The organism is Micrococcus sp. HG099 (assembly GCF_024723355.1).
Taxonomy (GTDB): domain Bacteria; phylum Actinomycetota; class Actinomycetes; order Actinomycetales; family Micrococcaceae; genus Micrococcus; species Micrococcus endophyticus.
Map to the genome: position 1 here is coordinate 1 of NZ_JANQCJ010000022.1, position 26,169 is coordinate 26,169.

The 26,169-nt window shown below is 72.7% G+C and carries 27 protein-coding genes, 2 tRNA genes and 1 pseudogene; 24 read left to right on the forward strand and 6 right to left on the reverse strand.

Going from position 1 to position 26,169, the window contains the following annotated elements:
• Positions 1 to 618: pseudogene (locus NWP10_RS03500) on the forward strand (DNA primase); the annotation flags it as partial.
• Between the two features lie 83 nt (positions 619 to 701).
• Here the strand turns inward: NWP10_RS03500 and NWP10_RS03505 are convergent.
• A complete protein-coding gene (locus NWP10_RS03505) occupies positions 702 to 1,361 on the reverse strand; it encodes a PepSY domain-containing protein (RefSeq protein WP_258299906.1) in 660 nt (219 codons plus the stop codon).
• A gap of 205 nt (positions 1,362 to 1,566) precedes the next feature.
• Between NWP10_RS03505 and NWP10_RS03510 the strand changes: the two genes are divergently transcribed.
• Positions 1,567 to 1,639 (forward strand) — tRNA-Asn (locus NWP10_RS03510).
• On the opposite strand, the gene NWP10_RS12480 is transcribed toward NWP10_RS03510, so the two are convergent.
• The 3 genes from NWP10_RS12480 to NWP10_RS03520 all read right to left on the reverse strand — a co-directional run bounded on the left by NWP10_RS12480 (position 1,601) and on the right by NWP10_RS03520 (position 3,448).
• On the reverse strand, positions 1,601 to 2,065 hold the full coding sequence (locus NWP10_RS12480; protein ID WP_375162463.1) for a helix-turn-helix domain-containing protein: 465 nt from the start codon (positions 2,063 to 2,065) through the stop codon (positions 1,601 to 1,603). The genes NWP10_RS03510 and NWP10_RS12480 overlap by 39 nt on opposite strands.
• 155 nt (positions 2,066 to 2,220) lie before the next feature.
• A protein-coding gene (locus tag NWP10_RS03515) for an IS5 family transposase (protein ID WP_234404123.1) occupies positions 2,221 to 3,100 on the reverse strand; the annotation gives its coding sequence in 2 pieces (ribosomal slippage) (positions 2,221 to 2,754 and positions 2,756 to 3,100; 879 coding nt in all).
• Between the two features lie 93 nt (positions 3,101 to 3,193).
• Positions 3,194 to 3,448 carry a hypothetical protein gene (locus tag NWP10_RS03520; protein WP_199897099.1) on the reverse strand — a complete coding sequence of 85 codons (255 nt, stop codon included), beginning with the start codon at positions 3,446 to 3,448 and terminating at the stop codon, positions 3,194 to 3,196.
• A gap of 51 nt (positions 3,449 to 3,499) precedes the next feature.
• Here NWP10_RS03520 and NWP10_RS03525 point away from each other — a divergent pair, with 51 nt between their 5' ends.
• The 12 genes from NWP10_RS03525 (at position 3,500) to NWP10_RS03580 (ending at position 14,572) form a co-directional block, all read left to right on the forward strand.
• Positions 3,500 to 4,642, forward strand: coding sequence for a calcium/sodium antiporter (locus tag NWP10_RS03525; protein WP_017489333.1), 1,143 nt, complete (start codon positions 3,500 to 3,502; stop codon positions 4,640 to 4,642).
• Positions 4,643 to 4,898: 256 nt separating this feature from the next.
• A complete protein-coding gene (locus tag NWP10_RS03530) occupies positions 4,899 to 5,117 on the forward strand; it encodes a hypothetical protein (RefSeq protein WP_017489334.1) in 219 nt (72 codons plus the stop codon).
• Between the two features lie 198 nt (positions 5,118 to 5,315).
• On the forward strand, positions 5,316 to 5,534 hold the full coding sequence (locus NWP10_RS03535) for a hypothetical protein (RefSeq protein ID WP_017489335.1): 219 nt from the start codon (positions 5,316 to 5,318) through the stop codon (positions 5,532 to 5,534).
• A 230-nt stretch (positions 5,535 to 5,764) separates the two neighbouring features.
• On the forward strand, positions 5,765 to 7,153 hold the full coding sequence (locus NWP10_RS03540; RefSeq protein ID WP_017489336.1) for a hemolysin family protein: 1,389 nt from the start codon (positions 5,765 to 5,767) through the stop codon (positions 7,151 to 7,153).
• Positions 7,150 to 8,172 (forward strand): hemolysin family protein, encoded by a 1,023-nt coding sequence (locus NWP10_RS03545; protein ID WP_248192763.1) that lies wholly within the window; start codon positions 7,150 to 7,152, stop codon positions 8,170 to 8,172. The genes NWP10_RS03540 and NWP10_RS03545 overlap by 4 nt, the downstream gene beginning before the upstream one ends.
• A 30-nt stretch (positions 8,173 to 8,202) precedes the next feature.
• Positions 8,203 to 9,174, forward strand: a complete 972-nt coding sequence (gene glsA, locus NWP10_RS03550) for a glutaminase A (RefSeq protein ID WP_258299907.1) — start codon at positions 8,203 to 8,205, stop codon at positions 9,172 to 9,174.
• A gap of 110 nt (positions 9,175 to 9,284) precedes the next feature.
• The gene (locus tag NWP10_RS03555) at positions 9,285 to 10,223 is read left to right on the forward strand and encodes an SDR family oxidoreductase (protein WP_309137690.1); all 939 of its coding nucleotides are present in this window, start codon (positions 9,285 to 9,287) and stop codon (positions 10,221 to 10,223) included.
• Between the two features lie 114 nt (positions 10,224 to 10,337).
• Positions 10,338 to 11,171 carry an aldo/keto reductase gene (locus NWP10_RS03560; protein WP_017489341.1) on the forward strand — a complete coding sequence of 278 codons (834 nt, stop codon included), beginning with the start codon at positions 10,338 to 10,340 and terminating at the stop codon, positions 11,169 to 11,171.
• A gap of 135 nt (positions 11,172 to 11,306) precedes the next feature.
• A complete protein-coding gene (locus tag NWP10_RS03565) occupies positions 11,307 to 12,230 on the forward strand; it encodes a phage holin family protein (RefSeq protein WP_158492869.1) in 924 nt (307 codons plus the stop codon).
• Between the two features lie 150 nt (positions 12,231 to 12,380).
• Complete coding sequence (locus NWP10_RS03570; RefSeq protein ID WP_017489343.1) at positions 12,381 to 13,031, forward strand: CDP-alcohol phosphatidyltransferase family protein; 651 nt, start codon at positions 12,381 to 12,383, stop codon at positions 13,029 to 13,031.
• A gap of 184 nt (positions 13,032 to 13,215) precedes the next feature.
• Positions 13,216 to 14,436 carry a glycosyltransferase gene (locus tag NWP10_RS03575; RefSeq protein WP_258299908.1) on the forward strand — a complete coding sequence of 407 codons (1,221 nt, stop codon included), beginning with the start codon at positions 13,216 to 13,218 and terminating at the stop codon, positions 14,434 to 14,436.
• A gap of 62 nt (positions 14,437 to 14,498) precedes the next feature.
• A tRNA-Ile gene (locus tag NWP10_RS03580) sits at positions 14,499 to 14,572 on the forward strand.
• 287 nt (positions 14,573 to 14,859) lie between these two features.
• Here NWP10_RS03580 and NWP10_RS03585 read toward each other — a convergent pair.
• Positions 14,860 to 15,717, reverse strand: coding sequence for a C40 family peptidase (locus tag NWP10_RS03585; RefSeq protein ID WP_258299909.1), 858 nt, complete (start codon positions 15,715 to 15,717; stop codon positions 14,860 to 14,862).
• 442 nt (positions 15,718 to 16,159) lie between these two features.
• Between NWP10_RS03585 and NWP10_RS03590 the strand changes: the two genes are divergently transcribed.
• A complete protein-coding gene (locus NWP10_RS03590) occupies positions 16,160 to 17,371 on the forward strand; it encodes a glycosyltransferase family 1 protein (protein WP_258299910.1) in 1,212 nt (403 codons plus the stop codon).
• Here NWP10_RS03590 and NWP10_RS03595 read toward each other — a convergent pair.
• Entirely contained in the window at positions 17,292 to 17,978 is a 687-nt protein-coding gene (locus NWP10_RS03595; RefSeq protein WP_258299911.1) for a M23 family metallopeptidase, read from the reverse strand. The genes NWP10_RS03590 and NWP10_RS03595 overlap by 80 nt on opposite strands.
• Positions 17,979 to 18,482: 504 nt before the next feature.
• Between NWP10_RS03595 and rpsB the strand changes: the two genes are divergently transcribed.
• From rpsB to NWP10_RS03640, 9 genes are all read left to right on the forward strand, one after another.
• Positions 18,483 to 19,367, forward strand: coding sequence for a 30S ribosomal protein S2 (rpsB, locus tag NWP10_RS03600; RefSeq protein ID WP_258299912.1), 885 nt, complete (start codon positions 18,483 to 18,485; stop codon positions 19,365 to 19,367).
• A gap of 105 nt (positions 19,368 to 19,472) precedes the next feature.
• Complete coding sequence (gene tsf, locus NWP10_RS03605; RefSeq protein ID WP_017488768.1) at positions 19,473 to 20,309, forward strand: translation elongation factor Ts; 837 nt, start codon at positions 19,473 to 19,475, stop codon at positions 20,307 to 20,309.
• A 218-nt stretch (positions 20,310 to 20,527) separates the two neighbouring features.
• On the forward strand, positions 20,528 to 21,295 hold the full coding sequence (pyrH, locus tag NWP10_RS03610) for a UMP kinase (RefSeq protein ID WP_026106909.1): 768 nt from the start codon (positions 20,528 to 20,530) through the stop codon (positions 21,293 to 21,295).
• A gap of 54 nt (positions 21,296 to 21,349) precedes the next feature.
• Positions 21,350 to 21,907, forward strand: a complete 558-nt coding sequence (gene frr / locus NWP10_RS03615) for a ribosome recycling factor (RefSeq protein WP_017488769.1) — start codon at positions 21,350 to 21,352, stop codon at positions 21,905 to 21,907.
• 22 nt (positions 21,908 to 21,929) lie between these two features.
• Entirely contained in the window at positions 21,930 to 22,763 is an 834-nt protein-coding gene (locus NWP10_RS03620) for a phosphatidate cytidylyltransferase (protein WP_258299914.1), read from the forward strand.
• Positions 22,764 to 22,814: 51 nt separating this feature from the next.
• Positions 22,815 to 23,414, forward strand: a complete 600-nt coding sequence (locus NWP10_RS03625; protein ID WP_017488771.1) for a DivIVA domain-containing protein — start codon at positions 22,815 to 22,817, stop codon at positions 23,412 to 23,414.
• 157 nt (positions 23,415 to 23,571) lie between these two features.
• Positions 23,572 to 24,726 carry a pyruvate dehydrogenase (acetyl-transferring) E1 component subunit alpha gene (gene pdhA, locus NWP10_RS03630; RefSeq protein ID WP_258299915.1) on the forward strand — a complete coding sequence of 385 codons (1,155 nt, stop codon included), beginning with the start codon at positions 23,572 to 23,574 and terminating at the stop codon, positions 24,724 to 24,726.
• Positions 24,727 to 24,734: 8 nt separating this feature from the next.
• Entirely contained in the window at positions 24,735 to 25,790 is a 1,056-nt protein-coding gene (locus tag NWP10_RS03635; protein ID WP_051039985.1) for an alpha-ketoacid dehydrogenase subunit beta, read from the forward strand.
• Positions 25,787 to 26,169 (forward strand): biotin/lipoyl-containing protein (locus NWP10_RS03640; protein ID WP_309137691.1); only part of this gene is annotated, 383 nt, incomplete at its 3' end. The genes NWP10_RS03635 and NWP10_RS03640, both read left to right, overlap by 4 nt.

Sequence of the window (26,169 nt, forward strand, 5' to 3'; positions counted from 1 at the left end):
CGGCGCGGCGGCGGGTCCGAGCCCGAGCGCGGTCCGGAGCCGGACCAGGGCCGGGGTCAGGGCCGGGGCTCCTCGCCCGAGGGGCCCTCGGTGGGCCCGCAGGGGCGGCACGGGGAGGCGGCCGCCCCGGCGCCGCAGGTGTTGGTCCCGGTGGACCCGCGCGACCCCGTGGCCCGGCGCGAGCGTGAGTCCCTCGAGGTGGTGCTGCAGCACCCCACCCTGCTCTCCGCCGAGCAGTGGACCGCCCTCTACGCGGCCCGGTTCACCATCCCGCAGTACGCGGCGGTGCACCACGGGGTGAAGGTGGCCGGCTCCTCCGGAGCCACCCCGCAGCGCTGGGTGGACGCCGTGCGGGACGCGGTCCCCCAGGAGGTGGCCGGCGTCGTCTCCGAGCTGGCCGTGCGGGACCTGCCCGCCCGCACCCCCGCGGACGTGGACCGGTACTGCCGGGACATCATGAACCGGCTCTTCGCCCTGCAGATCGTGCACCGCAAGGAGGAGCTGCTCGGCCGGCTCCAGCGGCTGGGCCCCCACGGCGACCCGGCCGAGTTCACGGCGCTCAACAGCGAGCTCATGGAGCTCGAGGCGCGCCGCCGGGCCCTGCGCGCAGACGACTGAGCACCCTCGCCGCGCGGGCGAGGGTGCTCAGTGTGCTCGACGCCGACGGGCGCCGGGGCGCGGATGCTCGGCAGACGGGAGGGTCAGCCCTCCTCGACCTCGATCACGTCGCCGGTCTTCGCGTCGATCTTGACCTCGGCGCCGTCCTCGCCGTTCTCGCGGTCCAGCTCGACCTTCCAGGCGAGGGTGCCGTCCTCCTCGTCGAGGTCGACCTCGTCCACGGTCTGGTCCGTGCGGCCCTGGAGGGCGGTGCTGATGGCGGTCTCGGCGGTCACCTGGGCCTCGCCGGCGCGGCGGACGTCGTCGTCGATCTGCGGGCGGACGCCCTCGCTGACCTGGCCGTCGGTGGTGACGTCGTACTCCTTGACGTCATCGCCGACCACGACGTCGACCTCCCACTTCGCGTCGTCGTCGTCCAGGTCCATCTCCACGATGACGCCGTCACCGTGCAGGCCGAGGATCTCGTCGATCGCGGCGTAGGCCGGGTCGTCGCCCTGGCGCTCGACCGAGCCGGAGGCGGCGGCGGGGGAGGTGGAGGCCGAGCCCGAGGCGTCGTCGCGGTCGTCGTTGTCGTCACCGGCCGGGGCCGTGGTGGCGGCTTGCGTCGGGGACTGCTGCACCGCGGACTCCTGGGGGTTCGCGGCGGTGTCGTCGTCGGCCGTGCCGCAGGCGGCGAGGGCGAGGGCGGCGAGGAGGCCGGTCCCGGTGAGGGCGGTCTTGCGGGCGATGGAGGTGGCGTTCATGGTCGTGCGCTCCTTGGTCATCCGTTGGGTCTCCTGGTGAGGACTCCATAGGACCGTAGGCAGATGAGAGGGGGGTGAGGACAGGGCTCGCGTGCGCCGGACGGCGCGGTGCCGGACGGGTCCGCGAGGTCGAGTGGCGCGCCGGGAGGGGGCTCTGGTAGAGTTCCATCCGTTGTCCGAGCGGCCCAGGTCGTTCGAACCGCATTCCCCCGTAGCTCAATTGGCAGAGCATTCGACTGTTAATCGAAGGGTTGCTGGTTCGAGTCCAGCCGGGGGAGCTGCCGAGAGGCAGATCCTCGAGGCGAAGCCCCTGCACCGACCATGTCGGTGCGGGGGCTTCTTCGTGCCTGGAGGATGACCGGGCCGAGCAGTTCCGCGAGCGTGATGTCGAAGACCTCCGCGATGGTGGCCAGCTCCTCCAACGTAAAGGCCACCCGCGCGCGAAGCCGGTGTGAGATGCCGCTCTGTGAGACGCCGAGCGCCGCTGCTAGGTCTGCCTGGCGTTTGCCGGAGCGGGCGAGCCAAGCACGCACCTCTGCGGCGACCATCGAATTGAAATCCGAGCCGCTCTCCTCGTTCGAGTTCGTCATGGGCAAGACCCTATGGCTCAGGCGAACGGCGCACAAGGTCAGAGAAAAAAAGTTGCGATGACCGCAAGGCGAGGGCTGGGCAGATATGCGTACAGCGCATACAGTGTGGGCCATGAGCAATCACACCCGTTGCGTCAGGTCGAACCTGGCAGCCGAAATCAGTAGACGAGACCTAACCCAGGCCCGCGCAGCGGCACTGGCCGGTCTCACCCCGGACGGTCTTTCCAAGCGGATGTCCGGGCAGGTCGAATTCCGCCTAGGGCGTGTTGCTAAAGGATGGTCGCTAGCCAGTGGAGCGTCGCGGAGAGACTGAGCCCGGCGTGATAGTTCCGGGCGTACTTGTCCGAGCGCATCGCGATCCCTCGCCACTGCTTGAGCCGGTTGAAGCACCGCTCCACGACATTGCGGCCCCGGTAGCGCTGGCGCTGGTCTTCGGTGAAGTCGATCGGCCGGCCCGGGCGTCTGCGCCGGTGCGCGATCTGGTCGGCCCGCTCGGGGATCGTGGCCGCGATGCCATGCCGGCGCAGCCAAGCCCGGTTCGCCTTCGAGGGGTAGCCCTTGTCCGCGATCAGCCTCTGCGGGCGTGTCCTGGGCCGGCCACGGGCCCCGGCAACGCTGATCTGCTCCAGCGTGGTGGTCAGCATCGAGGTATCCGCGACCTGGCCACCGGTCACCACGAACGCCAGAGCCCTCCCCTTGCCATCACACACCAGATGATTCTTCGTCGTCAGACCACCACGGGAACGTCCGATCGCATGATCAGCCGGCTCGTCCCCTGATTTCTTGTAGTTCATCCAGGCCCCCTGTGGTGCGGGGCAGGGTCGCACCGTGCTGATGGACGCGCACGATCGTGGAATCGATTGAGGCGACCCAGTCCAGTTCCCCGGCCGCCTGCGCCATGGACTGGGTCTTCTCCAGCACCTGCTCCCACACGCCCTGGGCAGCCCACCGGTTGAAGTTCTTGTAGATCGTGTTCCAGTTCCCGAACCTCTCGGGCAGATCCCGCCACGGCGCCCCGGTGCGGAACCGCCAAGCGGTGGCCTCCACGACCGTGCGCCGATCCACGGGCGGGCGCCCGGTGGTCTTCGCTTCCGGGAGCAGTGGGCCGATCACGGCCCAGACCTCGTCTGAGATCACGTCACGCGACATCCCTCAAGACTGAGGCATCGACCCTTGGAACCCTTTAGCAACACGCCCTAGGGCCGGCAGCGGTGCTGGGCGACAAGCAATGGTGGGGCTTGGTCACCCGCTACGATTGTGAGGATGGGAGTGCAGCCCGAGGAACATGGCGTAGCCGCACACCGTCCTGGAACAGTCATCGAGCACGACCGTGAGCCAGGGCCGGGCGGGCTTTCCGTTCGCGGCCAGGACGATGATGTCCAGCACGGTGTGGTCGGCCTGCCACATCGCGTTGGGCTCCTCAGCGGTGCGGCGCAGCACGAGCTCGTAGTTCGCCGGGGGCTGACTTTGTAGCGGAATGCTTCGTTTGCGGGGCATTCGCGCGATACGCCGAACGAATCGTCCGGCGTGGTCCGTAGACTCCTGCCCATGGACCTTCTGGACGTGGGACGGATCGTTGCTGGGCTGGTATTGCTGATACTGGGCGGAGAGCTTCTGGTGCGCGGGGCCTCGGCCCTGGCCCGGCGGGTGGGCATTTCTTCCCTGGTGGTCGGGCTGACGGTGGTCTCGGCCGCCACCTCGGCACCGGAGCTGGCAGTCACCATCGGCGCGGTCCTGCGCGATGAACCCGGGTTAGCCGTGGGCAACGTGGTCGGCAGCAACATCGTCAACGTCCTGCTCATCCTCGGGCTCTCCGCCCTAGTCATTCCCCTGATCGTGAGGCAACGGCTGGTACGTTTCGACCTGCCTTTAATGGTGGCTCTGTCGGTCGGGTTGCTGCTCGTGTCCCTCGACGGGCGGATCAGCGCGGTCGAGGGGCTGATCCTGTTCTGCGCGGTGGTGGCGCACGTGGTGTTGACCGTCGTCATCAGCCGGCGCGAGGCGAAGTCCCCGGTCCACGGGGCAGGGTCATCCAGTGGCGCGTCCGTCCCCGACGCTGCCGGTGAGGGCGAGGAGCCGTCTCCCGCTTCGACCGGCAGGTCGCTTCTGCTCGTGGCGCTGGGGGTCGTCCTGTTGGTGGGCGGCGCGACGCTGCTGGTCGAGGGGGCGGTGAGCATCGCCACCACTTTAGGCGTGAGCAGCCTGGTGGTCGGGTTGACCGTGGTGGCGGTCGGGACGTCCCTGCCGGAGCTGGCGACCTCGATCATCGCGGTGCGCCGTGGCGAACGTGATCTGGCCGTGGGCAACGTGGTGGGCAGCAACATCTTCAACATCGGGGTGGTGCTTGGACTGCCCGCGCTGGTCGCTTCTGGCGGCATCCCGGTCTCGAGCGCCGCGGTGGCCTTCGACATCCCGGTGATGCTCACCGCCGCCCTCGCCCTGCTGCCTGTCACGTTCACCGGCTTCGCGGTGGCCCGCTGGGAAGGTGCCCTGTTCGTGGCCCTGTATCTGGCCTATACGGGTTACGTCGTCCTGGCCGCCACCGCGCACGACGCGCTGGAAGGCTTCACCGCCGTCATGGTCTGGTTCGTCCTCCCGCTGGTGGCCGTCACACTGATCGCCTTCACCTCCTACGAGCTCGGGCTGCGCAAGGGGCGTCAGGGCCTCGGAGGAACACCAGGTGTGTCCTGACCATGGGCATCGGCACCTTGCGGACCTGGGACTCGACTGCTCTGCGTTCCGGCCCTGGCGGGCAGAGGACGGTCGCTGGTCTCCGGTAAACGGGCGTGTGGCCTCGTCCGGGGCCTACGACCTGTGGAAGATATGGAGATCATGAGCGTCGCCTGCGACGCCCCCCTGTGACAGACCCTGGTGCGCCGCTACGCCGACGGACGGAAGAAGCCGCAGCCCGGGCGAAGGAACATCCCTCGGAGGCGTTCCGCGACTGGTGCTATTCATCCTCGAACAGCAGGCCACCGATCTCGCCTTCAGCGACGTGTTCCTGTCAGCGGATGCGGGCACCGAACTCTTCCAAGCGGAAGTCCGCCGCGCACCAGGCGAATGGCGCCGGTTCGGTGGCTACATGCTCCAGTCCTTCCGCACCACGGCCGGCCCGCTGGCCGCGCCCCCCTCGGCTTTGCTCAGCGAACAAGCCGCCGAAAACTGAACCACCCGTCATCGGCATACAAGGAACGCAAGGCTCGGCGTCTGCGGGCGATGGCATATCGCCGCTCTCCGCCACGGCAGGCATTGCTCATCGGCCACTAAACGCCGCGAGAACCACGCCATTTACCGCTGCGACTCACACACGGGAAGGGTTCTGAGAGTGGGCAAAAGTCTGGACAGAACCCCGTGGGCCAAAGGCGTGCGCGGCATCCTGCGGCAGGGATCTGGGGTCCACGCCGCCGATCGGAACGGCTCGACGTCCTTCCTCTGGTTCCTGCTGGCCCTTGCCTTCCTCCTGACGAACCTGCCCTCCGGCATCGACCCGTTCCGCGCCGTCGGCCTCCACCTGGGCGCGGCGGCGTCGCTGGGATTCCTCCTGCACGTGCTGACCCGCGGCGCCCCCGCCGCACGCGACTGAGCCGCCGGCGCCGTCGCCCGGCCTCACGCGCCCGCCCAAGCCCCCGAACGCATCCCCGTCCCGCACCCCTTGACGCTTCATCCATGCGTCGGTCAGGCTGTTGCCTCCCCCGACCCGCAGGAGCCAACGAGCCTGATGAGCCGAGCCGAGCCGAATTCCGGCCCCGCCGACCCTGACAGACGCACCGCCACGCCGCACCGCGCCGACGCCCGCGCGGAGGTGAGCACCTCGTGGACCCGATCCTCCTGCTGATCCTCGGCGTCGTCGTCATCCTCGTGATCATCCTGGCCAACGGCTTCTTCGTGGCCCAGGAGTTCGCCTACATGTCCGTGGACCGGGTGCGCCTGGCCGCCGCGGCAGAGAACGGGGACGAGGCCGCGCGGCGCGCGCTCGCCGTCACCCGGCGCACCTCCTTCATGCTCTCGGGCGCCCAGCTCGGCATCACGGTCACCGGCCTGCTGGTCGGCTACGTGGCCGAGCCCATGGTCGGCGAGGCCCTCACCCAGCTGCTCGGCGGCACCGCGATCCCCGCGTCCGTGGTGATCGCCGTGTCCACCGTGGGCGTGCTGCTCGTGGCCACGGTGGTCCAGATGATCATCGGCGAGCTGTACCCCAAGAACCTGGCCATCGCGAACCCGGACCCCCTGGCCCGTGCCCTCGCCCGGCCCACCCAGGTCTACCTCGCCCTCTTCGGCTGGCTCATCTGGGTCTTCGATAAGTCCGCCGAGGCCCTGCTGCGCCTGCTGCGCATCGAGCCGGTGCACGACGTCGACTCCACCGCCACAGCCCAGGACCTGGACCGGATCGTGGAGGACTCCCGGGACAGCGGCACGCTGCCGGCCGAGCTCTCCGTGCTCCTGGACCGCATCCTCGACTTCCCCGAGCGCGACGCCGAGCACGCCATGGTCCCGCGCTCCCAGACCGACGAGGTCGGCCCCGAGACCACCGTCGCCGAGGTCCGCGCCCTGATGGCCGCGGCCCACACCCGGTACCCGGTGATCTCCGCGGACCACCAGCCCCTCGGCGTCGTGCACCTGCAGGACGTGCTGGCCCTGGGCCACGCGCCCGCCCCGGACCTGCTCGTCACGGACGTGATGCGCCCGGCCACCGTGGTGCCCACCGTGATGCCCCTGCCGGACGTCACCCGCGCCCTCGACGACGCCGACGACCAGCTCGCCTGCGTCATCGACGAGCACGGCGGCTTCGTCGGCGTGCTCACCCTCGAGGACCTGGCGGAGGAGCTGGTCGGCGACCTGCGCGACGAGCACGACGACGAGGCGCACGAGGAGATCGTGCCTGTCGTCGTCGGCGAGTCGTGGGCGCTGCGCGGGGACGTCCACCTGGACGAGCTCGAGCGCGCGATCGGCCACCCGCTGCCCGAGGGTGAGGCGGAGACCGTCTCCGGCCTGCTCATCGAGTCGCTCGGCCGCCTCCCGGAGGAGGGCGAGCGCGTGGCCGTGGACCTGCCCGAGGACACCCGCGACTACGGCGGCGACGTGCTCTACGACCGCCGCCTCGAGGTGGACGTCCGCCGCGTCGAGCGGCACGTGCCCGCCGACGTCGAGGTGCACCTCGTGGAGACCCCGCGCGAGGACGAGACCGAGGAGGACCCCCGATGACCCAGAGCCCCGTGTTCGTCATCCTCGCCACGATCGCGCTGATCGTGCTCAGCGCCCTCTTCGTGATCATGGAGTTCTCCCTGCTCGCCGCACGCCGCCACCGGCTGGAGGCCGAGGCCGGCACGAGCCGCGCGGCCCGCGCCGCCCTGCGCAGCGTGGACGAGCTGACCATCATGCTGGCCGGTGCGCAGCTGGGCATCACGCTCGCCACCTTCGCGCTCGGCGCCATCACCAAGCCCGCGGTGGACGCGTGGCTGGGACCGGTGCTCACCGGCTGGGGTCTGCCGGCCGCCGTCGCCGGGACGGCCTCGTTCTTCCTGTCCCTGCTGCTGGTGACCTTCCTGCACCTGGTGGTGGGGGAGATGGCGCCGAAGTCCTGGGCCATCGCCCACCCCGAGTTCGCGGCCAAGGCCGTGGCGGGCCCGGCCCGTGCCTACGTGTGGGCGGTGCGTCCCCTGCTGGCCTTCGCCAACGACGTGGCCAACCGGCTGGTGGCTGCCAGCGGCGTGACCCCCACGGACCGCGCGGCCGTGGGCGGGCACGACGCCGAGTCCATCCGGCAGCTCGTGGAGCACTCCGCCTCCTCCGGCGCGCTGGACGAGCAGGCCCACGGCCAGATCTCCGGTGCCCTGGACCTGCAGGACGCCACGGTGGGGGACCTCGTCTCGCCGCCGCGGGACCTCGTGACCGTGCCGGCGGACGCCACCGTCGAGGACGTCCAGGCCGCCTCGGTGGCTTCGGGCCACCTGCGCATCCTGGTGCGTCCGGCCGCCGGCCCCGACGACGGCGTCCCCGGCGTCGTGCACGTGCGGGACACCATGGTGCTGGGCCCCCGCGAGCCCGTGGCCCCGCTCGTGCAGGAGGCGCTGACCCTGCCCGTGGACACCGCGTTGCACGAGGCCTCCTCGGCCATGCGGGCCGCGGGCCGGCAGCTGGCCGTGGTCACCTCCGAGGGTCGCACCGTGGGCGTGGTGACGCTGACGGACCTGTTCCGGCGCGTGCTGCCCGTCTCGGGCTGACCGGGCCGGGCGCCTCGCTACGCTGACCGCATGGACGCCGACCCCATGGACACCACGCGACTCGACGACGACCTGCGCGCGATGCTCGCCGAGGTGGAGTCCGACCGCCGGGGTGAGCCCTCGGACTACCTCGAGGACGTCGCCGGGCAGCACGTGGACGGGTTGGCCGCCGCCGTGTGCACGGTGGACGGGCACCAGGCCGCCGCCGGGGAGACGGACCACGCGTTCGCGCTGCAGTCCGTCTCCAAGGCTCTCACCTACGCGGTGGTGCTCCAGGAGGTCGGCCTGGACGCGGTGCTCGAGTGGGTGGGCGTGGAGCCCTCCGGCGAGGCGTTCAACCACCTGTCCCTGCACGACGACGGCCGCCCCTACAACCCGCTGATCAACGCCGGCGCCATCATGGCGCACGCCCTGCTGCCCGCGGGGGACCACGAGGAGCGGGTGGCCCTGCTGGTGCGCCGCTACAGCGCGCTCGCGGGCGCCGAGCTCCAGGTCTCCCAGGACGTGCTCGACGCCGAGCGCACCCGCGCGGACCGCAACCTCGGCCTCGCCCACCTGCTCGCCGCCGCCGGCCAGCTGCCCGTCTCCGCCCGCGAGGCCGTGGCCGGCTACCTGGCCCAGTGCTCGGTGACGGTCACCGCGCCCCAGCTCGCGGTCATGGGCGCCACCCTGGCGGCCGGCGGCACCAACCCGGTGACGGGGGAGCGGGTCCTGGACGAGTGGGTGGCCCAGCAGACCATGTCCGTGATGCTCACGTGCGGGATGTACGACGCCACGGGCCAGTGGGTGGCCGAGGTCGGCGTGCCCGCCAAGTCCGGGGTCTCGGGAGCGCTGCTCGGCGCGGTCCCCGGCGCGCTGGGGATCGCCACGTGGTCGCCCCGCCTGGACGAGCGCGGCAACTCGCGCCGCGGCATCGGGATCTTCGAGGGGCTCAGCGCCCGCTGGGACCTGCACGTCCTCCAGCACCGCGGCGCCCTGCGCGGGCTGCGCGCCTCCCGCTGAGCCTCCGCCTCCCCGCGCCGTCCGGCGCCGCCCCGCGCACCGGCCCCGACGACGGCGGCGCGCCCCGTCCCTTGCCGGCACCGGGTGCGCTCCGCGTAGCGTCGGGGACCATGACCACCCCGGAGAAGAAGGACGCCGCCGCCGCGATCCCCGTGCAGGACTCGCAGCTGGCCCACGACGACCCCCGCACCCGCCACCCGAAGCTCGACGCGCCCGAGCAGCGCCAGGAGGAGCCGGGCCTGGACGGGAAGACCGAGCCGGTGCCGGACATCGGCCTGGACTCGTACCGGGGGCTCGGCCGCCTCGAAGGGCGCAAGGCGCTGATCACCGGCGGCGACTCGGGCATCGGGGCGGCCGTCGCCGTCGCCTACGCCCGCGAGGGCGCCGACGTCGCCATCGCATACCTGCCCGAGGAGCAGCCGGACGCGGACCGCGTCCTGGCCGCGATCGAGGCGGCCGGGCGCACCGCCGTCGCGCTGCCCGGCGACCTCATGGACGCCGGCTACCGCGAGGGGCTCGTGGAGGAGGCCGCGACCGCCCTCGGTGGCCTGGACATCCTCGTGAACAACGCCGGCAAGCAGATCATCTCCGAGTCCCTCGAGGACCTCACGGACCAGCAGGTGCTCGAGACGTTCCAGGTGAACATCCTGTCCATGTTCACGCTCTCGCGCGCCGCGCTCACCCACATGGGCCCGGGCAGCACCATCATCAACACCACCTCGGTGCAGGCGTACAACCCGAACCCGATGATCCTGGACTACGCCGCCACGAAGGCCGCCATCAACAACTTCACCAAGGGCCTGGCCCAGCAGCTGGGGGAGCGCGGCATCCGCGTCAACGCCGTGGCCCCCGGGCCCGTGTGGTCCGTGCTGCAGGTGTCCTACGGCCAGCCGAAGGAGAAGCTGCCGGTGTTCGGCCACGACACCCCCACCGGCCGCGGCGGCCAGCCCGTGGAGATGGCCCCCGCCTACGTGTTCCTCGCCTCCGGCGAGTCCAGCTACGTGAACGGCGAGACCCTCAACGCCAACGGCGGCACCCCCACCCCGTGACGCCACGCGGCTCCCGACGGCGGCGCACCGTCGCCGACGTCGGGACCGACGAGGCCCCGGCGTCGTAGAGTCGCCTGCGCATACACACGACCCCGACCCCTCAGGAGCACACCCATGACCTCCGTCCCCACCGTCCCGTTCCACGACGGCCAGTCCATCCCGCAGCTCGGCTACGGCGTGTGGCGCGTCGAGGACGAGGTGGCCGCCGACGTCGTCGCCCAGGCGATCCGCGCCGGCTACCGCCACATCGACACCGCCGCGATCTACGGCAACGAGGAGGGCGTGGGCCGCGCCGTCGCCGCCGCGGGCGTGCCGCGCGAGGAGCTGTTCATCACCACCAAGGTGTGGAACTCCGCCCACGGGTACGACGAGGCGCTCGCGGCCCTCGAGGAGTCCCTCGGCAAGCTCGGCACCGACTACGTGGACCTGTGGCTCATCCACTGGGCCAAGCCGACCCAGGGCCGCTACGTGGACACCTGGAAGGCCCTCATCGAGGCCCAGCGCCAGGGCAAGGTGCGCTCCATCGGCGTCTCCAACTTCCCGGCGGAGCAGCTCGAGGAGATCATCGAGGCCACCGGCGTGGTGCCCGTCATCCACCAGGTGGAGACCCACCCGTACTGGCAGCAGCGCGAGCTGCGCGAGGTGGAGGAGCGCCACGGCATCCTCCACGAGTCCTGGTCCCCGCTCGGCCAGGGCGGCGAGCTGCTCGAGGACCCGGAGATCACCGCGATCGCCGAGGCCCACGGCGCGACGCCGGCCCAGGTCGTCATCGCCTGGCACCTGGCCAAGGGCTTCGTGGTGATCCCCAAGTCCGTCACCTCCGAGCGGATCGTCTCCAACCTCGCCGCGGCGGACGTGGAGCTGACCGAGGACGAGGTCGCCCGCATCGACGCCCTCGACCGCGAGGACGGCCGCATCGGTCCGGACCCGGCCACCATCGAGTTCTGATCCCGCGCCCGCCCGGGGCGCCCGGCCCGTCCCCTCGGGGACGAGCCGGTGATAGTTTGAAACCTGAATGCCCGGCGTCCGCCGCGCGGCTCGGGCCTCGCATCTGTCCATGCACGACACGGAAGGCATGAACCCATGTCCCATCAGGCCCCTCCCGCCGACGCGCTGAAGGCCCGCGCGCCGCGTCCCGCCGCCCCGGTGACCGCGCAGACCCGCGCGAGCTCCCTGAGCGACCTGCTCGGCGCCGTCGTGCGCCTGCTGCCCCTGCAGGTGAAGGACGAGCTCGCGCTCGCCAAGGGCCACGTGGCCGCCAAGGGCAAGAAGGCCGGCATCGGCGCGGGCGTCACCGTGGTGGGCCTGTTCTTCCTCGCCCTCATGGTGGTGGCCCTCGTGGTCGCCCTCATCGGCGCCTTCGCCGATCCCACGTTCTGGTTCCCGGCCCTGATGGTCGCGGCGGCGTTCCTCGTGCTCGGCGCGATCTTCGCCGGCATCGGCCTCTCCATGGTCAAGGGCGCGATGCCCCTCGTGCCGCAGGAGACCGTGCGCAACCTCGAGTACGACCTCGGCTACCTCAAGGAGGGCAACGCCTTCGACCCGGCCGAGTACGACCGCCTCAAGGCGGAGCGCGCCGAGGCCAAGCGCGTCGAGGCGAAGCGCGCCGAGGAGCGCAAGAAGGTCGAGAAGGAGGAGAACAAGAAGGCCCGCAAGAACGGCGAGGCCGCTCCCCACCCGGACCGCGACGAGGCCTCCGAGGCCGAGATCCGCCGTCGGGCCGACCTGCGCCGCCGCCACCTGGGCGACATCCGCTCCGGCCTGGAGGAGAAGACCAGCGTCAAGGGCCAGCTCGCCGCCTTCGCCGCCCAGCGCAAGGGCCGCGGCGTGACCCCGCAGACCGCCCACGCCACGGACCAGACCGCCCCCTTCACCGGCGCCGCCCGCGCCGGCGAGAAGGCCGCCGAGGCCGAGGACTACGTGAAGGACAACTGGCAGCCGCTCGCGCTGCTGGGCGCCTCCTCCGCCGCGTTCCTCGCCCTGGCCGGCCGCCTGCGCCGCCGATGAGCCCGCCCGGGAGGGCCGCCGCCCTCCCGCCCCGCCCCTCAGGGCGGCCCACGAGGCCCCGATCCGCACGGATCGGGGCCTCGTCGTCGGTAGGGTGGACACCGGGCCGACGCGCGCGTGCGCCGGCCCGCGGACACCGAGGAGAGCGGCATGCGCCTGATCGACGTCGGCCTGCGCGAGGGCCACGAGTACCGGGTGCGGGACACCTGGCTCACCGTCCCGAACGTCATCACGCTGGTCCGGCTCGCCCTCGTGCCCGTCTTCGTGTGGCTCACCGTCACCGACCAGTGCCTCGCGGCGTTCCTCACGCTCGCGTTCCTCTCCAGCACCGACTGGGTGGACGGGTACATCGCCCGGCGCTTCGACATGATCTCCACGGTGGGCCGCTGGCTGGACCCCGTGGCGGACCGGCTCTCGCTCGTGACGGTGGCCCTGACGTTCGTGCTCACCGGCATCGCCCCGGCCTGGCTCGTGCTCTCCATCCTGATCCCGGACGTGGTGCTGACCCTCGTGTGCCTGCGCCTCTTCGGCGGCAGCCCGGACCTGAAGGTCACGGTGTTGGGCAAGGTGCGCACCGCCCTGCTGCTGGCGGGCACCCCGCTGCTGCTGCTCGCCCGCGTCCCCGGGGTGGACCAGGACCTGTGGGGCGGGCTCGCCCTCGTGCTCGTCGGGGCCGGCTGCGTCCTCCACGTGGTGGCCGCCGTGGACTACCTCGTGCGCGCCGTCCGCAAGGCCCGCGAGCTGCGGGCCGCCGGCGTCGACCCTCGCGACCGCCGCGCCCGCCTGGCCCAGGGCGCCTGAGCCGCGGGCCCGGGGCGCCCGGCGCTGGGCCGAGAGCCGAGCGCCGAGGACCGAGCGGGGCGTCCGGACTGCGGGACGACGTCGTCCCCCGCGCGCGGACGCCCGCCCCGCGGTTGCTACCGTGGGAGCCGCGCCGCGTCCGCCGCCGCGCGCCCCGTCACCGCCGACAACAGGAGGGACCTCCGTGTCCGACCGCCCCGGGACCGCCGCCGACCGCCCCCTCAAGGTGCTGATCGCGGCGGACACGTACCCGCCGCACGTGAACGGGGCCGCCACCTTCTGCCACCGCCTCGCCACGGCCCTGCACGCGCGCGGCCACGAGGTGCACGTGGTCATGCCCCGCGGGGAGGCCGGCCCCGACACCGTGGAGGAGCGCCCCGAGGCCACCGTCCACCTGCTGCGCGCCATCCCGGCCCCCACGCACGAGTACTACCGCCTCGTGATGCCCTGGCACGCCAAGGCGGCCTTCCGCCGCATCTACCGCGAGGTCCAGCCGGACGTGGTGCACGTGCAGTGCCACTACATGGTGGGCGAGGCCGCCATCAACGAGGCCGAGCGACGGCGCATCCGGATCGTCTCCACGAACCACTTCATGCCCGAGAACCTCGAGCCGTTCCTGCCGTTCCCGCAGTGGTTCCTGGACATCGTCTCCCGGGTCTCCTGGCGGGACATGGGCCGGCTGATGGGCAAGGGAGCCGCCGTCACCACCCCCACGGCCCTGGCCGCCCGCGCCATGGCCGAGCACGCGGGCCTGGACAACGTGCTGCCGGTGTCCAACGGCATCGACGCCGCGGCCTACGAGCTGCAGCCCGGCGAGACCGTGGACCATCCGGGGCATCCCGTGGTGCTCTTCGTGGGCCGCCTGGCCGTGGAGAAGAACGTGGAGGTGCTGATCCGCGCGATCGCCCACCTGGCCCGCGTCCGGCCGGACCTCGACGTCCACGCGGAGATCGTCGGCGACGGCGAGCAGCGCGACCGCATCCGCGCCGCGGTGGACTCGGAGGGCGTGGCCGACCGCGTCCTGCTGCGCGGCCACGTCTCCGAGGAGGAGCTGCGCGCCGCCTACCTGCGCGCGGACGTGTTCTGCCAGCCGGGCACCGCCGAGCTGCAGTCCCTCGTGACCCTCGAGGCGCTCAGCGCCTCCACCCCCGTGGTGCTCGCCGACGCCCTGGCCCTGCCGCACCTCGTGGACGAGGGCGTCAACGGCCATCTGTTCCCGCCGGGGGACCACGTGGCCCTCGCCGAGCGGGTCGCCCGCATCCTGGACCTGCCCGAGGCCGAGCGCGCCGCCATGGGGGAGGCCTCCCACGCCAAGGCGATGCACCACTCCGCGCAGAAGACCGTGGACGTCTTCGAGCGGCTGTACCGGGGCGCCACCCCTGCCGAGGTGCGCGAGCTGCTCTGAGGCTCCGCGGCCGCGGCGCCTCCGTCGGTAGGATGGGGCGGGCCCGCGAGCGCGCGGGCGGAGGGGCGTTAGCTCAGTCGGTCAGAGCAGGGGACTCATAATCCCTGGGTCGCGGGTTCAAGTCCCGCACGCCCTACAGAGGGCATGAGCCGGGCCGTCGCCGTGTCAGCGACGGCCCGGCTCATGGCTTTTCCGAGGGCGTGTCTCGAGAGCTCGTTCTCCTTCGGATCGACAAGAATGCGCAGGATCGACGGAACGGCCGTCGATCCCGGCCATTTCCGTCGATCCGGGCGGATTCCGTCGCTCCCGCGGGAGCCGGGGTCCGGGCGGGGGCCTCCGGCTCGAACCGGCGCCGGCAGACAGAGCGGCCCCCGGTCCGCGCGTCAGCAGCGCGGGCCGGGGGCCGTCGTCGTGTCCGGGGGCTCAGTAGCGGGCGGCCACCGCGAGCATGTCGGACTTCATGATGGTCGTCGAGGTGAACACCAGGCCGGCGTCCTCGTTGAGGGCGTGGGCCAGCTGGCCGCCGCCCATGTACATGGCCACGTGGTAGATGCGGCCGGTGGACTGGTTCGCGTAGAACACCAGGTCGCCGGGCTGGGCCTGGGAGATCGGCACGTAGGACTTGGCGGCGTTGTACTGGTCGCCGGCGCGGCGGGGGATGGAGATGCCGGCCTTGGCCATGGCCTGCTGGGTGAGGCCGGAGCAGTCGAAGCCGTACGGGCCGTTGCCGCCCCACAGGTAGTACGAGGACGGGTTCTGCACCTTGGAGCGCACGAAGTCGACGGCGGCCTGCTTGCCGTTGGTCACGGGGGCCGGGGCCGGCGCCGGGGCGGAGGAGGCGACCACGGAGGTCTTCAGCACCATGCCCGGGTGGAGCATGGTCGAGGAGGTCATGCCGTTGATCGACTGCAGCACGGAGGCGGAGACGCCGGTGCGGTAGGAGATGATCCACCAGCCGTCGCCCGCGAGCACGGTGTAGGTGGAGGCCGAGGGGGCGGCGGTGCCGGAGGTCTTCAGGACCATGCCCGGGTGGAGCATGGTCGCCGAGGTCATCCCGTTGATGGACTGCAGCGTGGACATGGACACGCCGGTGCGCTGGGAGATGACCCACCAGCCGTCGCCGGCGCGGACGGTGTAGGTGGTCTCGACGGCCTGGGCCGTCTCGGCCGCGGTCACCGAGCCGACGCCGGCCAGGGCGCCCGCGCCGAGGGCGAGGGCGAGGGAGGCGGCGGCGGTGCGGGGGGCGCGGCGGGAGGCGGCGCGCGAGGAGGTCACGGACATCGGATCTTCTTCCCGGACAGGACCGGCGGCCCGTGAGGACGAGGCCTCGGGGGCGTTGCCCGGAACGATGCCGGACCGCTGGTGCGAGTGGTGAACAGTGCTGAAGACCGGGATCGCGAGAGCGAGGAGGAAGCCCCGGTTCCGGACCGGCCGTAACCGATCCGTGACCGAAGATACACGACCGTTACCCAAACGCAACATTACATTCGGGTGGCGCCCAGGTTCCTGTGATTGAGCTTTCGCGAGCGTTGTGGCATGGCCGCCAGCGGGGAGACCGCGTGGGCGGGCGTGGGTCGCGCACGGGCCCACGCGAGATGGGAGCGGCGCGCACGACGGGCGCGGAGCCGTCCCGAATATGGGCCGCGTCACACTGTAGCGCCTCGCCGTGCTGCCGTGGCCCGCCCTGCCGGATCGGGCGCGCCGCGGCGCTAGCGTGGGGAGGGTGAACCCCTCCCGCCCCCTGCGCCTCCTCATGGACGCCCGCTACACGCGCACCGACTTCCACGACGGGATCTCCCGCTACGGCGCCAGCCTGACCGAGGCCGTGGCGCACCGTGCCGCCGCCGAGCGGGGGGAGGGGGTCGACGTCGAGGTGGCCATGCTGATCTCGGACGAGCGCCAGCTGGCGCTGCTGCCGAAGGGCGTGCCGTGGCACCGCGTCTCCGGGCCGACGTCCCCGCGAGAGCCGTTCGTGGCCCGCCAGATGGCTCGCCTGCGGCCGGACGTCGTGTTCTCGCCCATGCAGACCATGGGCTCCTGGGGCCGGCGCCACGCCCTGATCCTCACGCTCCACGACCTGATCTACTACGAGCACCGCACGCCCCCGCAGAACCTCCCGGAGCCCATCCGGTGGCTCTGGCGCGCCTACCACCTGACGATGACGCCGCAGCGCCTCCTGCTAGACCGCGCCGACGCCGTGGCCACCGTCTCCCGCACGACGGCGGAGCTCATCGCCGCGCACCGGCTCACCCGCCGCCCGGTCCGCGTGATCGCCAACGCCGCGCAGCCGGTCCCGCGGCCCCGGGACCCGGAGGAGGCTCCGGAACGGACGCTCCTCTACATGGGCTCCTTCATGGACTACAAGGACGTCGAGTCCCTCGTGGACGCCGCGCCCCTGCTGCCCGGCTACGCCCTGCACCTGCTCTCCCGGATCGACCCGGCCCGCCGCGCGCAGCTCCAGGAGCGGCTGGAGGCGCGCCGCGCCGCCGTCGGCGAGGACGGGGCCGAGGTGGTCTTCCACGACGGCACGGACGAGGCCGAGTACGTGCGGCTGCTGCGCCGGGCGACCGCCGCCGTCACGCTCTCCCGGGCGGAGGGCTTCGGCCTGCCCGTGGCCGAGGCCATGGCCCACGGCACCCCGGTGGTCTGCTCGGACCTGCCGATCTTCCGCGAGATCGCCGGCGACGGCACGCCCTCGTTCCGCGGCGTCCCCCTCGAGGGGGACCGTGCGGCCGCCCTGGCCGCCCGCGTCCGCGAGCTCGAGGACCCGGCCGTGTTCGCGGCGGCATCCCGGGCCGGCGTCGCGCAGGCGGCGCGGTTCAGCTGGGACGAGTCGGCGCGGCGCCTGCTGGAGCTCACTCGCGAGCTGGGGCAGGCCCGGCGGGCGGAGGCGCCGCGTGCGGCCAGAGGACGGAGGGACCGCTCCAGCCGATGAGCACGAGCGGGTCCAGGTAGCGGTCGAACGTCGCGTCCCCGAAGCGCCAGCCGTCCGGCACGCGCACGCCCCAGTGCACGCACGGCACGGCGCAGTGCGCCGGCGCGTCCGCCACCGTCCCCAGCGGCGCCCCGCGCTCGAGCCGGGCGCCCACCGGTGCCGCGGCCTCCACCGGCTCCAGGGAGCTGCGCGTGCCGTCCGCGTGCTCGAGGGTCACCACGGGCCGGTCCACCACGGTCCCGGCGAACACCACCGTCCCGGCGGCCGGGGCGAGCACCGCGGCGCCCGGCGACACGGCCAGGTCCACGCCCCGGTGCCCGCGCCCCCAGGGGCGCTCCGGCGCGGCGAAGGGGCGGAGCACGTCGCCGGGCCGCACGCCCGCCGCGGGTGCGGTCCAGGCCCGGGCCGGCGTCGCGGCGACGGCGAGCCGCGCGTCCGCCGTCGGTCCGTCCTCCGCCCGGATCGACGACGGGGTCGCGGCCCCGATTCCGGGACCGAGCGCGAAAGCGAGTGCGAGCCCCAGCACGCAGAGCAGCAGGACGGCGAGGAGACGATGTGGGCCGGCGGCGGGGCCGGCTCGGCGCGGGGCGGGGGAGCGGGCGGTCATGACGCCACCCTGGACTGCGCGCACCGCCGACGGGGCGGCCCCCGGCGCGGCCGTGGACGACGGCGGCCCGGCGGGCCCCTGTGCAGGAGCCGGCGCCATCCGGTCCGGAGTCGACCTCGACCTTCGGCCCGCCCCCGGGTCCGGCGTCGACTCCCGCCTCGACCCCCGCCTCCGCGTCGACCTCCAGGGCGGCGGGAGCACGGACCGGCCTGGGGTAGGATTCACCTCAGCGGTGTCCTGTGACCGGCCCTGTGCCGTGCCCGGGACGCCGACTCCGCGCATCGCGGTGGACCGCCCCGGCGGTCCAGCCCCCACGCTCGGTCCCGTGTTCGCCCGCCCTCCTCATGCGAGGGTGCGGCCGCGGGTGCTCGTGGGGCCCGGCAGCCCGCCGTCTCGATGCCAGGGGCCGCCCGACCGGGTCGGCCGCCAACCGTCAAGAAATCGACCGGCAGACCGCCCGCGCGCGCCGCGCGGGGTGCCACGGCTGCCACAGAAGGGAACGTCATGCCCGTCGTGACCATGCGCCAGCTCCTCGACTCCGGTGTCCACTTCGGCCACCAGACCCGCCGCTGGAACCCCAAGATGAAGCGCTTCATCTTCACCGAGCGCAACGGCATCTACATCATCGACCTGCAGCAGTCGCTGTCCTACATCGACCGCGCCTACGAGTTCGTCAAGGAGACCGTCGCCCACGGCGGCACCATCCTCTTCGTCGGCACCAAGAAGCAGGGCCAGGAGGTCATCGCCGAGCAGGCCGGCCGTGTCGGCATGCCCTACGTGAACCACCGCTGGCTCGGCGGCATGCTGACCAACTTCTCCACCGTCTCCAAGCGCGTGCAGCGCATGAAGGAGCTCGAGGAGATCGACTTCGAGGACGTGGCCGGCTCGCAGTTCACCAAGAAGGAGCTGCTGCTCCTCAACCGTGAGCTGGAGAAGCTGCAGGCCAACCTCGGCGGCATCCGCAACATGTCCAAGACCCCCTCCGCCGTGTGGGTCGTGGACACCAAGAAGGAGCACCTCGCCGTCGACGAGGCCAAGAAGCTCGGCATCCCGGTGGTCGCCATCCTGGACACCAACTGCGATCCGGACGAGGTCACCTACCCGATCCCGGGCAACGACGACGCGATCCGCTCCGTCAACCTGCTGACCCGCGTGGTCGCCGACGCCGTGGCCGAGGGTCTCATCGCCCGCCAGGGCGGCAAGTCCGGCCAGTCCGCCGCCGAGCCGATGGCCGAGTGGGAGCGCGAGCTGCTCGAGCAGCACAACGCCCAGCAGGCCGAGCAGGCCGAGGCCCCCGCCGAGGCTCCGGCCCAGGCCGAGGAGGCCTCCGCCGAGGCTCCCGCCCAGGCCGAGGAGGCCTCCGCCGGGGCTCCCGCCCAGGCCGAGTGATCCCGCCCGGTCCGTAGGCCCGGCCCCACCGGGCCGGGCCGACGGACCGGACCAGACCCCCCGAACATCCCGCACGAACCCCACCACGGGAAGGACCGAACGAGCATGGCGAACTACACCGCTGCTGACATCAAGGCCCTGCGCGAGCGCACCGGCGCCGGCATGATGGACGTGAAGAAGGCTCTGGACGAGGCCAACGGCGACGCCGAGAAGGCCATCGAGATCATCCGCGTGAAGGGCCTCAAGGGCGCCACCAAGCGCGAGGGCCGCTCCGCCGCCGAGGGCCTCGTGGCCGCCACCGTCGAGAACGGCGTCGGCGTCATGATCGAGCTCAACTGCGAGACCGACTTCGTGGCCAAGGCCGAGAAGTTCATCACCCTGGGCGACGTGGTGCTCCGCGCCGCCGTGGCCTCCGGCGCCGCCGACGTCGAGTCGCTGCTGGCCTCCGAGCACGAGGGCCGCACCCTGGGCGACCACGTGATCGAGGAGGGCGCGCTGCTGGGCGAGAAGGTGGCCGTGCGCCGCCTGGCCCGCGTGGAGGGTGCCCTGGTGGACGCCTACCTGCACAAGACCTCCAAGGACCTGCCGGCGCAGGTGGGCGTGCTGCTCGCCGTCGACGCCGACTCCGCCGAGGCCAAGACGGCCGCGCACGACATCGCCGTGCACACCGCCGCCTACTCGCCCACGTACCTCTCCCGCGAGGACGTCCCGGCCGAGACCGTCGAGAACGAGCGTCGCATCGCCGACGAGACCGCTCGCGCCGAGGGCAAGCCGGAGCAGGCCCTGCCGAAGATCGTCGAGGGTCGCCTGACCGGCTTCTTCAAGGAGATCGTCCTCGAGGACCAGCCGTTCGCGAAGGACCCGAAGCAGACCGTCGGCAAGGTCGCCTCCGACGCCGGCACCAAGGTCACCGGGTTCGCCCGCTTCCGCGTCGGCAACTGATCGCCGCACCCGGACCGGCCGCTCCCGGTCCGCGCCCCGCGTGGGCGTAGGATCGGGGGCGAGCCCAGGTCCGCACCGGCGCCGCCAGGCGCCGTCGACCACCGCATGACGGGGTGGCCGCCCCACCCGGGCTGCCACCCCGTCGTCGCGTCCGCTTCCGGACGGCGCCCCGCGCCCATCCCCGGCCCGACCCCACGCCCCGACCAGGAGGAGCTCCCATGGAGACGAACCGCGCCCCCGAGGACCCGAAGACCGCCCACGTCCCCCAGACCTCGGACGACACGGGCCGCCGTCGCGTCCTGCTGAAGCTCTCCGGCGAGGTGTTCGGCGGCGGCAAGGTCGGCGTGGACCCCGAGACCGTGCGCGGGATCGCCGAGCAGATCGCGGTCGCCGCGGACCGCGTCGAGATCGCGATCGTCGTGGGCGGCGGCAACTTCTTCCGAGGCGCGGAGCTGTCCGAGAACGGCATGGACCGCCGGCGCGCTGACTACATGGGCATGCTCGGCACCGTGATGAACTGCCTCGCCCTGCAGGACTTCCTCATCCAGGCCGGCGTCTCCACCCGCGTGCAGTCGGCCATCCACATGGAGCAGGTCGCCGAGTCCTACATCCCGCTGCGCGCCATCCGCCACATGCAGAAGGGCCGCGTGGTGGTCTTCGGCGCCGGCACCGGCCTGCCCTACTTCTCCACGGACACCGTGGCCGCCCAGCGCGCCCTCGAGATCGGTGCGGACGAGGTCCTCATGGCCAAGTCCGGCGTGGACGGCGTGTACACCGCGGACCCCAAGAAGGACCCGAGCGCGGAGCTGCTCACGCACCTGACGTACGACGAGGCCCTGCTGCGCAACATCCGCGTGATGGACCTGACCGCCATGACCATGTGCAAGGACAACAACCTGGACATGCGAGTGTTCGGCATGGAGGGCCCGGGCAACGTGACCCGCGCCCTGCTCGGCGAGCCGATCGGCACCACCGTCACCGTCTGAGGCCCGCCGCGTAGGATGGCGAGCAGACCTGATCCACCACATCGAGGAGACATCGTGATCCAGGAGACCCTGCAGTCCGCCGAAGAGCAGATGGACCGCACCATCGAGGCCACGCGCGAGGACTTCGCCTCCGTGCGCACCGGCCGGGCCAACCCGGGCCTGTACTCCAAGGTGATGGTCGACTACTACGGCTCCTACACCCCGCTGCAGCAGCTGGCATCCTTCACCACCACGGACGCCCGCACCCTGCTCATCACGCCCTTCGACCAGTCGGCGCTGCGCAACATCGAGAAGGCCCTGTCTGAGTCCGAGGTGGGCGCCAACCCGTCCAACGACGGCAAGGTCATCCGCGTCGTGATGCCGGAGCTCACCGAGGAGCGCCGCAAGGAGTACGTGAAGCTCGTCAAGTCCAAGGCGGAGGAGCACAAGGTCTCCGTGCGCAACGCCCGCCGCAAGGCCAAGGACGCCCTGGACAAGGCCGTCAAGGACGGCGAGGTCGGCGAGGACGAGGGCGCCCGCGGCGAGAAGGACCTCGACGCCATGACCAAGAAGCACGTCGACCTGATCGAGGAGATGGCCAAGAACAAGGAGCAGGAGCTGCTGGAGGTCTGATCCTCCCGCAGAGCCGCTCCCGATGACCACCGCCGTCAGCACGCCCGCGCCCCCGCGCGGCGGCCGCGACCTCAAGTCCGCCGTCCTCGTGGGGGTGGGCCTGCTCGTGCTCGCGCTCGTGGGCCTGGTGTGGCTGGACTGGCTGCTCGTCCTGCTCGTGGTCGCGCTGCTGGTCGGCGCGGTCTCGGAGGTCGCGACGGCGGTGCGCGGCATCGGCCTGCAGGTGCCGCGGGCGCCGCTGTGGGCGGCCGCCGTGGCCCTGCCGGTCAGCGCGTGGCTGTGGGGCGTGCCCGCCCTGTTCGTGGCGCTGGCGGCGTGCCTGGCGCTGCTGGCCGTGTGGACGGCCCTCACCCGCCACCGGCCCACGGGCCAGTTCATGCTCGCCGGCGTGTTCATCGTGCTGTGGGCGCCGTTCCTGCTCTCCTTCGCCGTCGCGATGCTGGACCAGCCCCGGGGCAACCTGCTGGTGGCGATCACGCTGCTGATGGTGGTCTCGAACGACACGTTCGGCTACATCGTGGGCTACCGCTTCGGGCGCACCCCGATCGCCCCGCGCATCAGCCCCAAGAAGTCCTGGGAGGGCCTGGCCGGCTCGCTCGCCGGCTCCGCGCTCGTGGGCGTGGTGACGGTGCCCCTGTTCGTGGGCCAGCCGTGGTGGGTGGGGGCGATCCTCGCCGTGACCACGGTGGCCGCGGCCACCTCCGGCGACTTCTCGGAGTCCATGGTCAAGCGCGAGCTCGGCATCAAGGACATGTCCTCCGCCCTGCCCGGACACGGCGGCGTGATGGACCGCCTGGACTCCCTCGTGTTCGCCGCGCCGGTGGCCTACACCGTGCTCGCGCTGCCCCTCACCTGATCCACCCTCCCGCCCCGGCGCCCGCCGGGGCCCTCACCGCAGGAGACGCCCATGACCACCCGCCGCCCGCAGGACGCCGAGCCGCCCTTCGAGCTCGTCGAGCAGGACGAGATCGGCTACGAGACCTCCCACGTGGACGCCTTCCTCGCCCGGGCCCGGGAGGCCCGCGAGGGCGGCGCCCCGCTCACCGCGGACGAGGTCCGCCAGGCCCGCTTCGCCACGGTCAACGGCGGGTACGCCACGGACGAGGTGGACGACGAGCTGGACCGCCTCGAGGGCGAGCTGGCCGCCGCCGAGCGCGAGGCGTTCGTCTCCGAGCGCGGCGACGAGGACTGGAGCGCGGACCTGGAGGAGCGGGTGGCCGAGCTGGTGGCGCGCGCAGACCGCGCCCCGGCCGAGCGCTTCCGCCGCCCCAGCCGGGAGGACGCGACGAGCTACGACGTGGACGCGGTGGACGCGCTCGTCGACCGCCTGCGGGTGACCCTGGCAGGCGCCGAGGGCGCCGCCGCCCCCGACGCGCGGGGCGGGCTCACCGCGGACGACGTGCGCCGCGCGTCGTTCGGGGAGGCCGAGGGGGACCGGGGCTACGAGGAGGGCCAGGTGGACGCCTACCTGGACGCCGCCGTGGACGTGCTGCTGCGCCGCGCCTGACCCCTGTGCGGCGGCCCCCGGTGCGGGCCGGCCGAGTGGCGGCGATCACAGGCGTGTGAGTACACTCACACGACCGAGACGCCGCGCGAACCACCCCTGCGCGCATGCGTACGTCACCCTCGCCCCGCACCGTGGGCGACGATCGGAAGGCAGTCCTGTGACCCTCGTGGACCATACCCGTCCCGCCGGCGGCGAGGCCGCCGCCTCACCGCCCCCCGGCGAGCCCGCCGAGGCGCCCATGCTCCAGGTGCTCGACGCCGAGGGCCGCCGCCACGCGCAGCCCGAGCTGGACCCGTGGATCGAGGACGTCGACGCCGACGCCCTGGCCGCGCTCTATCGGCAAATGGCCGTGGTGCGGCGCCTGGACATCGAAGCCACGCACCTGCAGCGCCAGGGCGAGCTGGCCCTGTGGCCGCCGCTGCTGGGCCAGGAGGCCGCCCAGGTGGGCTCCGCCGTCGCCCTGCGCGAGGGCGACTTCGTCTTCCCCTCCTACCGCGAGAACGGCGTGGCACTGTTGCGCGGCGTGCCCGCCCTGGACCTGCTGCGCGTGTGGCGCGGCTCCACCTTCTCCGGCTGGGACCCGAAGGCCACCGGCGTGGCCACCCAGCAGATCATCATCGGCGCGCAGGCGCTGCACGCGGTCGGCTACGCCATGGGCGTCCAGCGCGACCAGGCGGACGCCGCCACGATCGTCTACTTCGGCGACGGCGCCACGAGCCAGGGCGACGTCAACGAGGCCATGGTCTTCAGCGCCTCCTACCGCTCGCCCGTGGTCTTCTTCTGCCAGAACAACCACTGGGCCATCTCCGAGCCGGTGAAGCTGCAGACCCGCCGCAGCATCGCCGACCGCCCGTGGGGCTTCGGCATCCCATCCCTGCGGGTGGACGGCAACGACGTCCTCGCCGTCCTCGCCGCCACCCGCGCCGCCGTGGAGCGCGCGGCGGACGGCGGCGGCCCCACCTTCATCGAGGCCGTCACCTACCGCATGGGCCCGCACACCACCGCGGACGACCCCACCCGCTACCGCGACGACGCGGAGCTGGAGGCCTGGAAGGCCCGCGACCCGCTGACCCGCGTGGAGGCGCACCTGCGCACCCTGGACGTGGACGTGGACGCCGTGCTCGCCCAGGCGCAGGCCGAGGCGGACGAGCTGGCGGCGGAGGTCCGCCGCGCCCTCGAGTCGCTCGTGGAGGACGGTGCGGAGCGCCTCTTCGACGAGATCTACGCCGAGCCGCACCAGGAGCTGGAGCGCCAGCGCCGCGAGCACGCCCTCTACCTGCAGCAGTTCGACGACGAGGAGGCGGGCGCGTGAGCGAGCGCATGACCTTCGGCCGCGCGATCAACCGCGGCCTGCACCGTGCCCTGGCGGACGACCCCAAGGTCCTGCTCATGGGCGAGGACATCGGCGCCCTCGGCGGCGTCTTCCGCATCACCGACGGCCTGCAGGACGAGTTCGGCGAGGACCGCGTCCTGGACACCCCGCTGGCGGAGTCCGGCATCGTGGGCACCGCGATCGGCCTGGCCATGCGCGGCTACCGGCCCGTCGTCGAGATCCAGTTCGACGGCTTCGTGTACCCGGCCTTCGACCAGATCGTGGCGAACCTGGCCAAGCTGCGCGCCCGCACCCGCGGCGCCGTGCCCATGCCGGTGACCATCCGCATCCCGTTCGGCGGCGGCATCGGCTCCCCGGAGCACCACTCGGAGTCGCCGGAGGCGTACTTCCTGCACACCCCGGGCCTGCGCGTGGTCTCCCCGTCCTCCCCGCAGGAAGGCCACGACCTGATCCGCGCCGCGATCGCCTCGGACGACCCGGTGGTCTACCTCGAGCCGAAGCGCCGCTACCACGACAAGGGCGAGGTGGACCTGGACGCGGACATCCCGCCGATGAGCACCGCCAAGATCCTGCGCGAGGGCCGCGACGCCACCCTGGTGGTCTACGGCCCGCTCGTGAAGACCGCCCTGCAGGCCGCCGAGGTGGCGGCCGAGGAGGGCGTGGAGGTCGAGGTCGTGGACCTGCGCAGCCTCTCCCCGTTGGACACGGGCCTCGTGGAGTCCTCGGTGCGCCGCACCGGCCGGCTCGTGGTGGCCCACGAGGCCTCCCGCACCGGCGGCCTCGGCGCGGAGCTCGTGGCCACGGTCGCCGAGCGCGCCTTCCACTGGCTGGAGGCGCCGCCCGTGCGCGTCACCGGCATGGACGTGCCCTACCCGCCCTCGAAGCTGGAGCACCTGCATCTGCCGGACCTGGACCGCATCCTCGACGGCGTGGACCGCGCCCTCGGCCGGCCCAACTCGCTGGACTCGGTGGACGCGTTCGCCGCTCCGGAGACCGCCGAGCAGTTCCTCGCCGCCCAGACCGCCGGGGAGGAGACCCGATGAGCCAGAAGACCTTCCGCCTGCCGGACCTGGGCGAGGGCCTCACCGAGTCCGAGATCGTCACCTGGCGGGTGGCCGAGGGCGACGCCGTCACCGTGAACCAGGTCCTCGCGGACGTGGAGACGGCCAAGGCCGTCGTCGAGGTGTCCAGCCCGTTCGCGGGCGTGGTGGCCACCCTGCACGGCTCCGAGGGGGAGACCCTCGAGGTCGGCGCCCCGCTCGTGACCTTCACGGTGGAGGGCGCGGGCGGCGACGGCGGCGACACCGAGTCCGAGGGCCGCGTGCCCACGCTCGTGGGCTACGGTGCCGCGCCGGACACGGGCAGGCCGGGCCGTCGCGCCCGCCGCGGCGACTCCGCCGGGTCCGCCACGTTGCCCGCCCC

What these genes read in the sequence shown, in the direction of transcription:
- NWP10_RS03505 (WP_258299906.1), bottom strand. Translation starts at nt 1,361, where the DNA reads ATGAACGCCACCTCCATCGCCCGCAAGACCGCCCTCACCGGGACCGGC.
- NWP10_RS12480 (WP_375162463.1), bottom strand. Translation starts at nt 2,065, where the DNA reads ATGGCCCACACTGTATGCGCTGTACGCATATCTGCCCAGCCCTCGCCT.
- NWP10_RS03520 (WP_199897099.1), bottom strand. Translation starts at nt 3,448, where the DNA reads ATGCCCCGCAAACGAAGCATTCCGCTACAAAGTCAGCCCCCGGCGAAC.
- NWP10_RS03525 (WP_017489333.1), top strand. Translation starts at nt 3,500, where the DNA reads ATGGACCTTCTGGACGTGGGACGGATCGTTGCTGGGCTGGTATTGCTG.
- NWP10_RS03545 (WP_248192763.1), top strand. Translation starts at nt 7,150, where the DNA reads ATGACCCAGAGCCCCGTGTTCGTCATCCTCGCCACGATCGCGCTGATC.
- glsA (WP_258299907.1), top strand. Translation starts at nt 8,203, where the DNA reads ATGGACGCCGACCCCATGGACACCACGCGACTCGACGACGACCTGCGC.
- NWP10_RS03555 (WP_309137690.1), top strand. Translation starts at nt 9,285, where the DNA reads ATGACCACCCCGGAGAAGAAGGACGCCGCCGCCGCGATCCCCGTGCAG.
- NWP10_RS03560 (WP_017489341.1), top strand. Translation starts at nt 10,338, where the DNA reads ATGACCTCCGTCCCCACCGTCCCGTTCCACGACGGCCAGTCCATCCCG.
- NWP10_RS03565 (WP_158492869.1), top strand. Translation starts at nt 11,307, where the DNA reads ATGTCCCATCAGGCCCCTCCCGCCGACGCGCTGAAGGCCCGCGCGCCG.
- NWP10_RS03570 (WP_017489343.1), top strand. Translation starts at nt 12,381, where the DNA reads ATGCGCCTGATCGACGTCGGCCTGCGCGAGGGCCACGAGTACCGGGTG.
- NWP10_RS03585 (WP_258299909.1), bottom strand. Translation starts at nt 15,717, where the DNA reads ATGTCCGTGACCTCCTCGCGCGCCGCCTCCCGCCGCGCCCCCCGCACC.
- NWP10_RS03595 (WP_258299911.1), bottom strand. Translation starts at nt 17,978, where the DNA reads ATGACCGCCCGCTCCCCCGCCCCGCGCCGAGCCGGCCCCGCCGCCGGC.
- rpsB (WP_258299912.1), top strand. Translation starts at nt 18,483, where the DNA reads ATGCCCGTCGTGACCATGCGCCAGCTCCTCGACTCCGGTGTCCACTTC.
- tsf (WP_017488768.1), top strand. Translation starts at nt 19,473, where the DNA reads ATGGCGAACTACACCGCTGCTGACATCAAGGCCCTGCGCGAGCGCACC.
- pyrH (WP_026106909.1), top strand. Translation starts at nt 20,528, where the DNA reads ATGGAGACGAACCGCGCCCCCGAGGACCCGAAGACCGCCCACGTCCCC.
- NWP10_RS03620 (WP_258299914.1), top strand. Translation starts at nt 21,930, where the DNA reads ATGACCACCGCCGTCAGCACGCCCGCGCCCCCGCGCGGCGGCCGCGAC.
- NWP10_RS03625 (WP_017488771.1), top strand. Translation starts at nt 22,815, where the DNA reads ATGACCACCCGCCGCCCGCAGGACGCCGAGCCGCCCTTCGAGCTCGTC.
- NWP10_RS03635 (WP_051039985.1), top strand. Translation starts at nt 24,735, where the DNA reads ATGACCTTCGGCCGCGCGATCAACCGCGGCCTGCACCGTGCCCTGGCG.